This is a genomic window from Streptomyces sp. NBC_00080 (genome assembly GCF_045041255.1).
GTDB lineage: Bacteria > Actinomycetota > Actinomycetes > Streptomycetales > Streptomycetaceae > Streptomyces > Streptomyces coriariae.
This window is the reverse complement of the sequence record NZ_CP108235.1, coordinates 7,534,829-7,548,362: the sequence shown is the minus strand read 5'-3', so window position 1 is coordinate 7,548,362 and position 13,534 is coordinate 7,534,829. Positions and strand designations below refer to the sequence as shown.

The following is a 13,534-nucleotide window of genomic DNA, read 5'->3' as shown; positions in this document are numbered from 1 at the left end:
GGCCGCGTCACTCCGTGGAGACGAATGGCGTAACACGTATCGACCGAACATTAGCGAGAGGTCGGCATCGACCGGTAGTGTTCGACATTGCCGAACGGCGGCAGTTGATGCCGTGCGTGGACGGTCCAGGGGACGGAGGCAGGACGGCGATGGCACGGAACATCCAGTCGGTCGAACGTGCGGCCGCGATGCTGCGGCTGCTCGCCGGTGGCGAGCGGCGACTGGGCCTGTCGGACATCGCCTCGTCCACCGGCCTGGCCAAGGCCACCGCCCACGGCATCCTGCGCACCCTCCAGCAGGAGGGCTTCGTCGAGCAGGACGACGCCTCCGGGCGGTATCAGCTGGGCGCGGAGCTGCTGCGTCTGGGCACCACCTACCTGGACGTGCACGAGCTACGCGCGCGTGCCCTCGTATGGACGGACGACCTGGCCCGGTCCAGCGGTGAGAGCGTCCACCTGGGGGTGCTGCACCAGCAGGGCGTGCTGATCGTGCACCACGTCTTCCGGCCCGACGACAGCCGGCAGGTGCTGGAGATCGGGGCGATGCAGCCACTGCACTCCACGGCCCTGGGCAAGGTGCTGTCGGCCTACGACCCGGTCGCGCACAGCGAGGTCCTGGAGGCCGAGCGCAAGCCGTTCACGGACCGCACGGTGTGCGAGCCGGAGGCCTTCGAGCGGGTCCTCGACCTGACCCGCGCGCGGGGCTACGCGGCCGATGTCGAGGAGACCTGGGAGGGTGTCGCCTCCATCGCCGCACCCATCCACGACCGGCGGCGCATGCCCGTGGGCGCGGTCGGCATCACCGGTGCGGTGGAGCGGCTGGGCCGGGACGGCGAGGTGCGCCCCGAGCTGATCGCCGCGGTACGGGACTGCGCCCGCGCGGTCTCGCGCGACCTGGGCGCCGGACGCTTCTGAGCGGCCGACCGCGCCCGACCCTCCATTCGACCTTGTGTTTCTGAGAAGTACGTATGAGCAGGCCGGGACGTCCCACGACGTCACCGGCCTTTGCCATACGCGCAGATAGCAGTTCGAAACGGTCAAAAAGGGCGAGTGCGTGCGCACCGGCGCGAAGATCGATAACTCACGGCGATCAATAACGATCGCACTTTCGATAACAACACTCTTGACGCACACGTAACACCGCGGCAAGACTCCCGTCCATCGGTCGACATTGTCGAACACCTAACGGCAATACGCGCTAGAGTGTGACAACGCCAAAGGCCGGCATCGCTCTCACCCCCGAGGGCGCTCGAACCCCCGGCGGGACCCGGGGTTCGGCTTCCCTGGACGAAGGACAAAGGAGTCGCGGGTGTCCAGCTCCGACATCTTCATCGGCGAGACCATCGGTACCGCCATACTCATCCTGCTCGGCGGTGGCGTCTGCGCCGCCGTCACGCTGAAGGCCTCCAAGGCCCGTAACGCCGGCTGGCTCGCCATCACCTTCGGGTGGGGTTTCGCCGTTCTGACGGCTGTCTACACCTCGGCGCCCCTCTCGGGCGCCCACCTCAACCCGGCGGTCACCCTCGCACTCGCGATCAAGGACGACGACTGGAGCAACGTTCCGGTCTACTGGGCCGGGCAGCTGCTCGGTGCCGCCATCGGCGCCACCCTGGTCTGGGTCGCCTACTACGGCCAGTTCCACGCGCACCTCACCGACAAGGAGATCGTCGGCGAGTCCGCGGCGGAGACCACGAAGGCCAAGTCGGTCGAGGCGCGGGAACAGGCCGCAGGACCGGTCCTGGGCGTCTTCTCCACCGGCCCGGAGGTCCGGGTCGTCTGGCAGAACCTCGCCACGGAGATCATCGGCACCATCGTGCTCGTCCTCGCCGTGCTCACGCAGGGCCTGAACGACAAGGGCAACGGCCTCGGCAACCTGGGCGCACTGATCACCGCGCTGGTGGTCGTCTCGATCGGTCTGTCCCTCGGTGGCCCGACCGGTTACGCGATCAACCCGGCACGTGACCTCGGTCCGCGCATCGTGCACGCCCTCCTGCCCCTGCCCAACAAGGGCGGCTCCGACTGGAGCTACGCCTGGATCCCGGTGGTCGGTCCGCTGATCGGCGGCGCGATCGCTGCGGGTATCTACAACGTCGCTTTTGCTTAAGAGCACCAGCCACACCGCGTAGTCAGCAGCGCCGTACAGACAGCCCCCTCACCACGGAAACCCAGGAGCACACCGTGACCGACGCGCACACCGCCGGCCCCTTCATCGCCGCCATCGACCAGGGCACCACCTCCTCGCGCTGCATCGTCTTCGACCGGGACGGCCGTATCGTCTCCGTCGACCAGAAGGAGCACGAGCAGATCTTCCCGAAGCCGGGCTGGGTCGAGCACAACGCGACCGAGATCTGGACCAACGTCGAGGAGGTCGTCGCCTCCGCCATCGCGAAGGCCGGCATCACCCGCGACGACATCAAGGCCATCGGCATCACCAACCAGCGTGAGACCACGCTGCTGTGGGACAAGAACACCGGTGAGCCCGTCCACAACGCCATCGTCTGGCAGGACACCCGCACCGACGCGCTCTGCAAGGAGCTGGGCCGCAACGTCGGCCAGGACCGCTTCCGCCGCGAGACCGGCCTGCCGCTGGCCTCGTACTTCGCCGGCCCCAAGGCCCGCTGGCTGCTCGACAACGTCGAGGGTCTGCGGGAGCGCGCCGAGGCGGGCGACATCCTCTTCGGCACCATGGACAGCTGGGTCATCTGGAACCTGACGGGCGGTGTGAACGGCGGCCGGCACGTCACCGACGTCACCAACGCCTCCCGCACCATGCTGATGAACCTGCACACCATGGAGTGGGACGAGAAGATCGCCGAGTCCATCGGCGTCCCGCTCGCGATGCTCCCGGAGATCCGCTCCTCCGCCGAGGTGTACGGCGAGATCACCGGCGGCAAGCTGGGCGACCTGCTCGGCGGCATCCCCGTCGCCTCCGCGCTCGGCGACCAGCAGGCGGCCCTGTTCGGCCAGACCTGTTTCGCGGAGGGCGAGGCCAAGTCCACCTACGGCACCGGCACCTTCCTGCTGATGAACACCGGTGAGAAGCCGGTCAACTCCTACAACGGCCTGCTGACCACGGTCGGTTACCGCATCGGCGACCAGAAGGCGGTCTACGCCCTCGAAGGATCGATCGCCGTCACCGGTTCGCTGGTGCAGTGGATGCGCGACCAGATGGGCCTGATCTCCACCGCCGCCGAGATCGAGACCCTCGCGCTCTCGGTCGAGGACAACGGCGGCGCCTACTTCGTGCCGGCCTTCTCCGGTCTGTTCGCCCCGTACTGGCGCTCCGACGCCCGCGGTGTGATCGCCGGCCTCACCCGGTACGTCACCAAGGCGCACCTCGCGCGCGCCGTCCTGGAGGCCACGGCCTGGCAGACCCGTGAGATCACCGACGCCATGACGAAGGACTCCGGCGTCGAGCTCGCGGCGATCAAGGTCGACGGCGGCATGACCTCCAACAACCTGCTGATGCAGACGCTCTCGGACTTCGTGGACGCCCCCGTGGTGCGCCCGATGGTGGCCGAGACCACCTGCCTCGGCGCCGCCTACGCCGCCGGCCTCGCCGTCGGCTTCTGGACCAGCACCGACGATCTGCGCGCCAACTGGCGCCGGGCCGCCGAGTGGACCCCCCGCATGGACGCGGAGACCCGCGACCGTGAGTACAAGAGCTGGCTCAAGGCCGTCGAGCGGACCATGGGCTGGCTCGAGGACGAGGAGTAAGAACCCCACATGACCAGTCAGACCACCCTGAAGTCCGTGCCTGCCCTGGGGACGCACCCGGCGTCCGGCTCGAACCCGAGCCGCGCCGAGACCCGGGAACAGCTCTCCAAGGCGTCGTTCGACCTTCTCGTCATCGGCGGCGGCATCCTGGGCATCTCCACCGCCTGGCACGCCGCGCAGTCCGGGCTCAGGGTGGCTCTGGTCGACGCCGGCGACTTCGCCGGCGCCACCTCCTCCGCCTCCTCCAAGCTCCTCCACGGCGGTCTGCGCTACCTGCAGACCGGCGCGGTGAAGCTGGTGGCGGAGAACCACTTCGAGCGCCGTGCGGTCTCCCGCCAGGTGGCCCCCCACCTGGCGAACCCGCTCACGTTCTACCTCCCCGTGTACAAGGGCGGGCCGCACGGCGCGGCGAAGCTCGGGGCGGGCGTCTTCGCCTACTCCGCGCTGTCGGCGTTCGGCGACGGCGTCGGTCACCTCCTGTCCCCGGCCAAGGCCGCGCAGGACGTGCCCGAGCTGCGCACCGACAACCTCAAGGCCGTGGCCGTGTACGGCGACGACCAGATGAACGACGCGCGCATGGCGCTGATGACGGTCCGCGCGGCCGTCGAGGCGGGTGCCGTCGTCCTGAACCACGCCGAGGTCTCCGGGCTGCGCTTCACCAGGGGCCGGGTCACCGGCGCCGAGCTGCGCGACCGGCTCTCCGGTGACGAGTTCGGCGTGAGCGCCCGGCTGGTGCTCAACGCGACCGGTCCGTGGGTCGACCACCTGCGCAGGATGGAGGACCCGAACGCGGCTCCGTCCATCCGCCTGTCCAAGGGCGCCCACCTGGTCCTGAAGCGCACCGCCCCCTGGAAGGCCGCGCTCGCGACCCCCATCGACAAGTACCGCATCACCTTCGCCCTCCCCTGGGAGGACATGCTGCTGCTCGGCACCACCGACGAGGAGTTCGAGGGCGACCCGGCGGACGTCTCGGTCACCGAGAAGGACACCGCCCAGATACTCGACGAGGCCGCGTTCTCCATCCGCGACCAGCAGCTCGACCGTGACCTGATCACCTACGCCTTCGCGGGTCTGCGCGTGCTTCCGGGCGGTCCCGGCAGCACGGCGAAGGCCAAGCGCGAGACCGTCGTGACCGAGGGCAGGGGCGGCATGCTGTCCGTCGCCGGCGGCAAGTGGACGACCTTCCGGCACATCGGCCGTACGGTCATGCAGAAGCTGGAGGCGCTGCCCGGCCACCCGCTGGGCGACGACTTCGAGCCGATCTCCTCGCTGCCGAAGAAGCTGCCGCTGCCCGGCGTCGCCAACCCGCGCGCGGTCGCCCACCGGCTGCTGGTCGACAACCCGGCACCCGGCCCGCGCATGGCGGCCGACACCGCCAGGCACCTGGCCACCCACTACGGCTCGCTGGCCTTCGACATCGCGCGGCTGGCCAACGAGAACCCCGAGCTGGGCGCGCGCGTCCACCCGGACGCCCCCGAGATCTGGGCGCAGGTCGTCTACGCCCGCGACAACGAGTGGGCTCAGACGGCGGACGACGTGCTGCGCCGCCGTACGACGCTGACGATCCGCGGTCTCGCCACCGACGACGTCCGCGGCAAGGTGCAGGACCTGCTCGACAGGAAGTAGGTCCTCCCGGTCACCCGGAAGCCCTCCGGAAGACCCTCCGCCGGCCTGCTCCCCTGACCGGGGCCGGTGTCAGGGACGGCCCCTCCGTACCGGGGCCGGAACAGGAAGGGGCGGCTCCACCCCTATGGGGCCGCCCCTTCCGCATGCCCGTCCGCCCTCGTGGCGGTCAGGTTGTCAGTGCCGGATGTTTTCCTGGGGACATGAACATCGATCAGGCGGATCCGGCCGAACTGGCGGCCCTGCGGGAGGCCTTCGCCGTGGCCGACGGCGGGAAGTCGGCGCTCGGCTGGGAGGCGGTCCGCGCCTTCGAGGCGGAGCACTCGGTGGTGCTGCCGGAGCCGTACCGCACGTTCGTGGCGGAGGTGACCGACGGGTCGTTCCAGGGACCGCCGGCGTACGGCCTCGTGGGGCTGGCCGAACTGCCCTCGGACTGGGGCGACGACGGCGCGCGGCGAAACCTGGCCAAGCCGTTCCCGCTCACCCGGCAGTGGCTGTGGGAGGAGGAGGACGTGCCCTTCGAGGACGAGGACCCCGAAGCGGTCGTCGAGCAGGTCCTCCACCACGGTTCCGTCGTCCTGGGGACGGACGGCTGCGCGATGAACTGGCATCTCGTCGTCACCGGCCCCCAGCGGGGGCGGATATGGCTGGTGACCGACGTGGGTGCCATGCCGTTCGACGCGGGGTCCGGCCACACGACCTCCGCGCCCGGATTCGCGGGCTGGGTGGCGCACTGGGCGGCCGGCAAGGAGTGGTTCGACGCCGCCTGAGGCCGCCCGAGGCGGGTCAGCCGACCGACTCCACGAGCGCCCGTACCGCCTCGACGCCCGTCAACTCATCGCGGCGGACGATCAGTTCGCGCCCCAGCAGCAGTGCGCGCCGGGAGGCGGGCACCGGGTCCGGGAGGGTCGTCAGGTCGGTCAGGTGGGCGAAGCCGATGATGCGGCGGACGATCTCCGTGCCCGCGTAGCCGACGGAGTCGGTCCACACGCGGCGCAGGAAGCGGTCGAGATAGGCGTCGTCGAAGAAGGTGTCGACGCGGGTCGGCCCCAGACGGCGGAACTCGGCTTCGAAGGCCTCCCAGGACAGGCGGAGCTGGCCGGCGTGGTCGGACAGCGTGCCCAGGGCGCGCGCCCGTTCCTCGGCGACCAGCACGTTCGCCCAGTAGAGGCCGAGGTCGTAGCCGATGGGGCCGACAAAGGAGAACTCGGGGTCGAAGACCCGGACCACGGGCGCGCCTTCGCGCCTGCCGACCATCACGCTGCCGGTGTGCAGGTCGCCGTGGAGGAGTGCCTGGGCGCTGGTCATGAAGGTGTGGCGGAGATCGGCGACCTCGGTGCGCAGCCGGGTGTCGGCGCGGAAGGCCGCGGCCAGGTCGTCGAGGCCGGGATGCCAGTGGTTGTGTTCGTGCTCGACGTACGGCTCGGACAGCACGACGTCTTCGGTGATCTTGCACAGCTCCGGACTGACGGAGGCCGCGATCAGCGCCTTGCGTTCGGCGGACGGCATGCCGAAGTCGCTGGTGGCGAAGGAGAACTGGGCGACGAACTCGCCGATCCTCGCCGAGGTGTGCGGGCCGTAGGCGGCGCCCTCGTTGAGCAGTGTGCGCAGTACCTCGAGGTCGGACATGTCCTCCATGACGAGGGCGTAGTTCTCGGGGTCGTAGCCGTGCACCGCCGGGATCTTGTCGGGGGCGACCCTGGCGACCTGCTGGTAGGCGCGGGCCTCGGCGTCGGCGCGGTCGGGGTTCATCGGCCAGGAGGGACCGGCGACGCGGACCCAGGGCAGGGCCTGCTTGACGGCGAGGCTGCGGGTGCCGTCGGCGGAGGAGGCCAGGAACACCCGGTTCATGTTGCCGTCCGACACCTCCCGGACCCGGATGTCCGCGAGGTCCTCCCAGTGGCCCCGCTCGCCGAGGTAGGCGGGGATGTCGTCGGTCTCCAGGATGCGGTAGCCCATGGTCGTGAACTCCCTTATGCGGTGCGGCGCTTGGACAGGGTGAAGCTGAAGACCAGGGCGAGGATCAGCACCGCGCCCTCGACGACGTCCTGCGTGTAGTACGGCAGGCCCTTGATGGTCAGGCCGGTGGTGATGATGCCGATGAGCACCGCGCCGAGGGCCGTGCCCCAGACGTTCGGCCGTCCGCGGCCCAGGACGGAGGTGCCGACGAGTGCCACCGCGACCGCCTCCAGCAGCTGGGAGGTGCCGGCCGACACGTCGCCCTGGCCGATCCTGGACGCCAGGATGAGGCCGCCCACCGAGGCGAGGACGCCGGAGATGACGTAGGCCAGGGCGCGGTAGGCGCCGACCCGGATGCCGGCCAGCCGGGAGGCCTCGGGGTTGGCGCCGATGGCGTAGAGGACGCGGCCCCAGCGGGTGCGGGCGAGGAAGACCCAGGCGGCGATCGTCAGACCGCCGAAGATCAGCACGGAGATCGGGACGCCGAGTACCGTGCCTCGGTCGATCTTCAGGAAACCGTCGGTGAACCTGCCGGGCGCGGTCGATCCGTCGGACATCGTCATGCCCGGAGTGATCGACTGGCCGTCGACGAGGATCAGCTTGCTGCCCTGGATGACGAACATCGTGCCGAGCGTGGCGAGCATGTCGGGGATCTTCAGAACGACGATCAGCAGGGCGTTGAGGAGGCCGGCGAGCGCGCCCGCCACCAGGACCGCGAGGATCGCGACCGTGCCGACCTGGTTGAAGACGACCATCGTCTGGGCGGCGACGGAGACGCCGAGGCCGGCGACAGCCCCGACGGACATGTCCATTCCGCCGACGGCCATGGTGAGGGTGACACCGAGGCCGAGGATGGCGGCGACGGAGACGTACCGCAGGGTGTCGAGCAGGGTGGCCGACTCGCGGAAGGAGCCCTCGCTCAGCGCGAAGTACAGGAACAGCGCGACCGTCACGAAGATGAAGCCGTACTTGATCACGGCGTTCTGGACGCGCACCGCGGTGCCGGCCGCCGGCCGGATCGCCGCCTTGGTGGGGACCTCGGTGCTCTGGGTGGTGGTCATGGGGTGATTCCTGGGCCTTCGTGGGGGCGGGCCGACATCAGACGGACGCCGAGATGGTCTGGATCACGCGGTCGCGTTCCGCGTCTTCGCCGTACGCGTCGAGATGGACCTCACCGGCCGCGAGGACGACGACCCGGTCGGCCACCTCCAGGACCTCGTCGACGTCGGCGGACAGGACGAGGACGGCCGCGCCCTCGGCGGCGAGGGCGCGGGCCCGGCGGCCGATGTCGCGCCGCGCGCCGATGTCCACACCTCGGAACGGTTCGTCCAGGATGAGGACACGCGGGGCGTGGGCGAGCCAACGGCCGACGACGACCTTCTGCTGGTTGCCACCGGACAGTTCCTCGACGGTGCTGTGCTCGTCGCGGGTGACGACGCCGAGGGCGTCGATCGTCTCGCGGCCGAGGGCGTCCTCCTTGGGCCGGTTCATGAGACCGGCCCGGGAGAAGGACTTCAGGAACGGCAGCGAGATGTTCCGCGCGACCGACCAGCCGGGCACCAGGGCGTCGGCGTGCCGGTCCTCGGGGACGAGGTGGACGCCGGCGCGAATGGCGTCGGAGGGGCGGCGGGGCGCGTAGGCCGTGCCGTCCAGTTCCACGGCGCCGGTGGCGAAGGGCTCGGCGCCGAACAGGCCGCGCGCCAGCTCGGTCTTGCCAGCGCCCAGCAGGCCCACGACGCCGGTGACCTCCCCGGCGCGCAGATCGAGGTCGAGGGGGGTGCGGCCCTCGAAGAGGCGGACGCCGCGCAGCGAGAGGGCGACCTCCCCCTCGGCTCCTTCCCTGACGGGCCGGGCGGTGGTCACCTCCTGGGACTGGGCCAGCATCGCGCGCAGGGCCGCGTCCCAGTCGAAGGGCCTGGCCTGGTCCTCGGTGAGAAGACCGTCGCGCAGGACGACCAGGCGGTCGGCGAGCGCGTCGATCTCGCCGAGCCGGTGGGAGACGTAGAGCACGGCGATGCCGTCCTGGCGCATCCGCTCGACGAGCGCGAACAGCCGCTGTGCCTCGGCGGCGGAGAGCGCGGAGGTCGGCTCGTCGAGGATGAGCAGCCGGGGGCGGGTCGCCAGCGCGCGGGCCAGGATCAGCAACTGCCGGTCGGAGATGCCGAGTTCGCCGACATCCTGCTTGAGCACCTGCTCGTTCCAGTCCAGGCCGAGGCCCGCCTGGATCTCGCGGGCCCGGGCGAGCGTGCCGCGGCCGCTCAGGAACGGGTTGCCGCGCTTTTGCGCGAGCTCCTCGAAGACCAGGTTCTCGGCGACCGTGAGGCCGGGCACGATGCCCTCGCCGATCCGCTGGTGCACCGTCTGGATGCCCAGCTGACGAGCGGCCAGCGGCGAGGCGAGGGCGACCGGGGTGCCGTCGACGCGCACCTCTCCCCCGTGGTCCGTGTGGACGCCCGAGAGGATCTTGATCAGCGTGGACTTGCCGGCGCCGTTCGCGCCGAGCAGCGCGACCACGCTGCCCGGTGCGATGTCCAGCGTCACGGAGGCGAGCACCGTCCTGCCGCCGAAGGCCATGCTGACGTCGGTGAGGCCGACCGCCGGGACGGTCCCCGAAGGGCCGGAGTCAGTGGGCGACATTCGAGATCCAGTCCGCGGTGGAGACCTGAGACAGGTTCAGCGCGGGCAGCGCCTCCCGCAGCTGGTCCATGTTCGCGATCTTCTTCTCGCGCAGGAAGTCCTGGGTGATGGCGACGGCCGGGAACTCGACGGAGGTCCTGTTCAGCTGACCGGCCAGCTCCAGCGCCGTGGTGCGGACGACTGCCGCGCCGACGGCGGACGGGTCGGTGCCCGCCGTGGCGACCCAGGGGCTGTCGGCGGCGGTCATCTGCTGGATGTCGGCGTTGGAGACGTCGGCGCCGAAGACCTTCACCTTGTCCTGGAGCTTCTTGTTCTGCACGGCGAGCACGGTGCCCTTGGCGAGCTCGTCGTAGGGTGCGAAGACGCCGGCCACGTCGGAGTGCTGGGTGAGCGCGGCGGAGACGAGGGGAACGTTGTCGGTGGCCGTGGAGTCGGTGACCTTGCCGACCTTGAACTGCTGCTTCCAGGCCTGCGAGGTCACCGTCGACTTCCAGACGCCGTCGCGCTTGTCGAGGGCCGCGTAGCCGGCCACGTTGACGTAGCCGACCTTGGCGTTCTTGCCGACCTCCTTGGCCATCACGTCGAGGACCGCCTGGGCCATGCTCTCGTCGTCCTGCTTGGTGGAGACGACCCCCTCGGTGGCGGTCTCGACGTCGTAGACGACGACCTTGATGCCCTTCTTCACGGCCTTGTCGATCTCCGGCTGGATGGTCGCCGGGAAGCCGTGGTCGATGATGATCGCCTTCGCCCCGGAGTTGATCGCCGAGGACAGGTCGGTGGCCTGCTTGGCGTTGTCGGCCTGGGCGTCGTACACGGTCAGGTCGATACCGAGCGCCTTGGCCTGGGCCTTCGCGCCGTTGCCCCACTGCTCGAAGTAGTCGCCGGCGCCGCTCTGCCGGACCAGGGCCACCTTGACCGCGCCCGCGCTGAAGGGGGCGGGCTTCTTGCCGGTGGCGGCGGAGGCCGAGGCGGCGGCGTTGCCGGTGCCCTTCGAGGCGTCCGTGGACTGCGCGCAGCCGGAGAGGACCAGGGCGGAGACGGAGGCCAGCGAGAGCACGGCGAGAGGCAGACGGACACGGGACATGAGGGGCTCCAGGTGCAAGGTGACGCAGAGGGGTGGGGCGCAGGGGAGGCGAAGCAGGGATGCGTGAGCCCGGAGCGAAGGACGGGAACGAGCCATCGCGTGTGGCGGGGAGCGCCCCGGGAACGGGGGCGCGTCAAAGCTCCGGGAGGGGTCAGCGACAGCTGGCCGTGGTCGACCGGAGCAAGTCCACGTACAGCCGCCGCACGAGCAGCAGCGTCTTCATATGCAGATCATGAGAACGATTTCAGCCACCCGTCAAAGCAATGGACATCGCATCTCAATATCCGAGACAACGATTACGTCACAGGCGGGGACCGCGCCGCCGGGAGTTACCATCACGGAACCGGCATCCGACCCGGCACAGTGAGGCCCCCGATGACCAGACATCGCGCGAACGCGCTGCGCATGCCCTGCATGCGGCGCTGTCCCGGCGCGCCGTGTCGCGGCTGAGTGACCGTCCTCCGCCGCCCCGTCTCTCCCCCTCTTGCCCCTCTCCTCCCCTCTCCTCCCCGTCCGATCCGTCTCGGTATCCGGACACCCCTTCCAGAAGCCTGGAGTTGCTTCCATGACGCTGCTGACGACCTGGTCCGAGTCCGGCCCGGAGACCCTGGTCCGCCGCACCTCCGACCCCGTCGAGATCGCCACGGCCCTCGAGCCGCTGGGCGTGCGCTACGAACAGTGGCCGGTCCGCGCGGACGTGCCGTTCGATGCCGACAGCGAGACGGTGTTCGCGGCGTACGGCCCGGAGATCGAGAAGCTGAACGCCCAGGAGGGCTTCACCACCGTCGACGTCCTCGGTCTGCACCCGAGCGACGACCCGGAGTTCCCGGCGAAGGCGAAGGCGGCCCGCGAGAAGTTCCTCCAGGAGCACACCCACGACGACGATGACGAGGTCCGCTTCTTCGTCTCCGGCTCCGGCATCTTCTACCTGCACGTGAACGGCGAGGTGCACGCGGTCTTCTGCGAGAAGGGCGATCTGCTGGGCGTGCCGCGCGGCACCACCCACTGGTTCGACATGGGCACCAGCCCCTCGTTCACGGCGATCCGCTTCTTCCACGAGGAGGACGGCTGGATCGGCAGCTTCACCGGCTCCACCATCGCCGGCCGCTTCCCGGACTACGACACGATCGCGGCCGGCTACGCGGCCGACCGGGCCGCCGCGTGAGCGTGCCGGGCCCGGCGTACGACGTGGACGCCGTGGTGCTCGACATCGAGGGCACCACGAGCGCCACGGGCTTCGTGGTGGACGTGCTGTACCCGTACTCCCGCGCCCGCTTCGCCGAGCTGCTCACCGAGCGGGCCGAGGAGCCCGCGGTGGCACGGGCGATCGCGCAGGTACGTGAGCTGACGGGCGAGCCGGACGCCGACGCGGCCGCGATCGAGAAGACGCTGAACGCCTGGCTCGACGAGGACCGCAAGGCGACCCCGCTGAAGAGCCTCCAGGGCGTCCTGTGGTCCGAGGGCTTCGCGCGCGGCGACCTCGTCTCGCACTTCTACGACGACGTCGTGCCGCGGCTGCGCGCCTGGCACGCGGCGGGGCTGCGGCTGTACGTCTACTCGTCGGGCGCGGTGTCCGCCCAGCGGGCGTGGTTCACCAACAGCCCGGCGGGCGACCTCACCTCGCTCCTGTCCGGGCTGTACGACACCGAGAACGCCGGCCCCAAGCAGGAGCCGGAGTCGTACCGCCGTATCGCCGCGTCGACCGCGGTGGCGGCCGACCGGCTGCTGTTCCTCTCCGACCGGCCCGGCGAGCTGGACGCGGCCCGCGAGGCCGGCTGGCACGCGGTCGGCGTCCGGCGGCCGGGGGAACCGTATTTCGGGCAGGGAGTCGGCGACCACCCGCAGGCGGGGACGTTCGACGAGATCACCGTGAGCAACTCCAGGAGCACTTCATGACCGCCGACCTCACCGCAATCGACCTGGAGGAGGCCGGGGCGGTCCTCGCCGCCGAGTCCGCCCGCTTCGCCTCCTTCGGCTGGATGCGCGGCACCTCGGGCAACCTGTCGGTGGTGCTCACCCGCGACCCGCTGCGGCTCGCGGTCACCGCGAGCGGCCACGACAAGGGTGAACTGACCCCCGCGGACGTGGTGCTGGTCGACGGGAACGGCGCCGCCGTGCACGAGGGCAAGCCGTCCGCCGAGGCCGAACTGCACGCGCGCGTGGCCGCGCTGACCGGCGCGGGCGCGGTCGTGCACGTGCACACGGTGGCCTCCGTGGCGCTCGGCCATCGGCACCCGGGCGGGATCGTCTTCAAGGACATCGAGATGCTCAAGGGCGTCGGCCAGCCCGCGCACGACGTCGAGGTGACCCTGCCGGTCATCGCCAACAGCCAGGACATGAAGGTCCTCGGCGACCGGCTGGAGGCGGCCCGCGAACCCCGGATGCCCGCGGTGGTCGTGGCCGGGCACGGCCTGTACGTGTGGGGCGACACCCCGCGCCAGGCCCGTCACCACACCGAGGTCGTCGAATGGCTCCTGGAGCTGGAGCTGACGCGGCGCTGACCACGAGAGACCCG

The 13,534-nt window shown here is 70.5% G+C and carries 12 protein-coding genes; 8 read left to right on the top strand and 4 right to left on the bottom strand.

The genetic code is table 11. The features are described 5' to 3' along the window. Positions 1 to 149: 149 nt before the first annotated feature. The 5 genes from OHU34_RS33680 (at position 150) to OHU34_RS33660 (ending at position 6,109) form a co-directional block, all read left to right on the top strand. Positions 150 to 914 carry an IclR family transcriptional regulator gene (locus tag OHU34_RS33680; protein ID WP_020128310.1) on the top strand — a complete coding sequence of 255 codons (765 nt, stop codon included), beginning with the start codon at positions 150 to 152 and terminating at the stop codon, positions 912 to 914. Positions 915 to 1,308: 394 nt separating this feature from the next. Continuing rightward, on the top strand, positions 1,309 to 2,103 hold the full coding sequence (locus OHU34_RS33675) for an MIP/aquaporin family protein (protein WP_142269485.1): 795 nt from the start codon (positions 1,309 to 1,311) through the stop codon (positions 2,101 to 2,103). A 74-nt stretch (positions 2,104 to 2,177) separates the two neighbouring features. Continuing rightward, complete coding sequence (glpK, locus tag OHU34_RS33670; protein WP_020128308.1) at positions 2,178 to 3,716, top strand: glycerol kinase GlpK; 1,539 nt, start codon at positions 2,178 to 2,180, stop codon at positions 3,714 to 3,716. Positions 3,717 to 3,725: 9 nt separating this feature from the next. Next, positions 3,726 to 5,342: a glycerol-3-phosphate dehydrogenase/oxidase gene (locus OHU34_RS33665; RefSeq protein ID WP_142269486.1), complete on the top strand. Its 1,617-nt coding sequence runs from the start codon at positions 3,726 to 3,728 to the stop codon at positions 5,340 to 5,342. Between the two features lie 200 nt (positions 5,343 to 5,542). Then, the gene (locus tag OHU34_RS33660; protein WP_142269487.1) at positions 5,543 to 6,109 is read left to right on the top strand and encodes an SMI1/KNR4 family protein; all 567 of its coding nucleotides are present in this window, start codon (positions 5,543 to 5,545) and stop codon (positions 6,107 to 6,109) included. 16 nt (positions 6,110 to 6,125) lie between these two features. Here the strand turns inward: OHU34_RS33660 and mtnK are convergent, their stop codons facing one another. From mtnK to OHU34_RS33640, 4 genes are read right to left on the bottom strand one after another with little or no spacing between them, the layout of a single operon-like run. Beyond that, the gene (mtnK, locus tag OHU34_RS33655; protein WP_405769903.1) at positions 6,126 to 7,298 is read right to left on the bottom strand and encodes an S-methyl-5-thioribose kinase; all 1,173 of its coding nucleotides are present in this window, start codon (positions 7,296 to 7,298) and stop codon (positions 6,126 to 6,128) included. Between the two features lie 14 nt (positions 7,299 to 7,312). After that, positions 7,313 to 8,359: an ABC transporter permease gene (locus OHU34_RS33650; protein WP_142269489.1), complete on the bottom strand. Its 1,047-nt coding sequence runs from the start codon at positions 8,357 to 8,359 to the stop codon at positions 7,313 to 7,315. A 37-nt stretch (positions 8,360 to 8,396) separates the two neighbouring features. Further along, complete coding sequence (locus OHU34_RS33645) at positions 8,397 to 9,935, bottom strand: sugar ABC transporter ATP-binding protein (RefSeq protein ID WP_405769900.1); 1,539 nt, start codon at positions 9,933 to 9,935, stop codon at positions 8,397 to 8,399. Continuing rightward, on the bottom strand, positions 9,922 to 11,019 hold the full coding sequence (locus tag OHU34_RS33640; RefSeq protein WP_405769898.1) for a substrate-binding domain-containing protein: 1,098 nt from the start codon (positions 11,017 to 11,019) through the stop codon (positions 9,922 to 9,924). Before OHU34_RS33640 ends, OHU34_RS33645 begins: the two co-directional genes overlap by 14 nt. A 565-nt stretch (positions 11,020 to 11,584) precedes the next feature. On the opposite strand from OHU34_RS33640, the gene OHU34_RS33635 reads away from it, so the two are divergent. The 3 genes from OHU34_RS33635 to mtnB are packed head-to-tail and all read left to right on the top strand — an operon-like array spanning position 11,585 to position 13,520. After that, positions 11,585 to 12,184 carry an acireductone dioxygenase gene (locus tag OHU34_RS33635; protein ID WP_142269492.1) on the top strand — a complete coding sequence of 200 codons (600 nt, stop codon included), beginning with the start codon at positions 11,585 to 11,587 and terminating at the stop codon, positions 12,182 to 12,184. Further along, a complete protein-coding gene (mtnC, locus tag OHU34_RS33630) occupies positions 12,181 to 12,915 on the top strand; it encodes an acireductone synthase (RefSeq protein ID WP_230196388.1) in 735 nt (244 codons plus the stop codon). Before OHU34_RS33635 ends, mtnC begins: the two co-directional genes overlap by 4 nt. Continuing rightward, entirely contained in the window at positions 12,912 to 13,520 is a 609-nt protein-coding gene (gene mtnB, locus OHU34_RS33625; RefSeq protein WP_142269494.1) for a methylthioribulose 1-phosphate dehydratase, read from the top strand. Before mtnC ends, mtnB begins: the two co-directional genes overlap by 4 nt. Positions 13,521 to 13,534 lie beyond the last annotated feature (14 nt).

Coding starts and splice junctions, on each gene's coding strand:
- OHU34_RS33680 (WP_020128310.1), top strand. CDS start 150: ATGGCACGGAACATCCAGTCGGTCGAACGTGCGGCCGCGATGCTGCGG.
- OHU34_RS33665 (WP_142269486.1), top strand. CDS start 3,726: ATGACCAGTCAGACCACCCTGAAGTCCGTGCCTGCCCTGGGGACGCAC.
- OHU34_RS33660 (WP_142269487.1), top strand. CDS start 5,543: ATGAACATCGATCAGGCGGATCCGGCCGAACTGGCGGCCCTGCGGGAG.
- mtnK (WP_405769903.1), bottom strand. CDS start 7,298: ATGGGCTACCGCATCCTGGAGACCGACGACATCCCCGCCTACCTCGGC.
- OHU34_RS33650 (WP_142269489.1), bottom strand. CDS start 8,359: ATGACCACCACCCAGAGCACCGAGGTCCCCACCAAGGCGGCGATCCGG.
- OHU34_RS33645 (WP_405769900.1), bottom strand. CDS start 9,935: ATGTCGCCCACTGACTCCGGCCCTTCGGGGACCGTCCCGGCGGTCGGC.
- OHU34_RS33640 (WP_405769898.1), bottom strand. CDS start 11,019: ATGTCCCGTGTCCGTCTGCCTCTCGCCGTGCTCTCGCTGGCCTCCGTC.
- OHU34_RS33635 (WP_142269492.1), top strand. CDS start 11,585: ATGACGCTGCTGACGACCTGGTCCGAGTCCGGCCCGGAGACCCTGGTC.
- mtnB (WP_142269494.1), top strand. CDS start 12,912: ATGACCGCCGACCTCACCGCAATCGACCTGGAGGAGGCCGGGGCGGTC.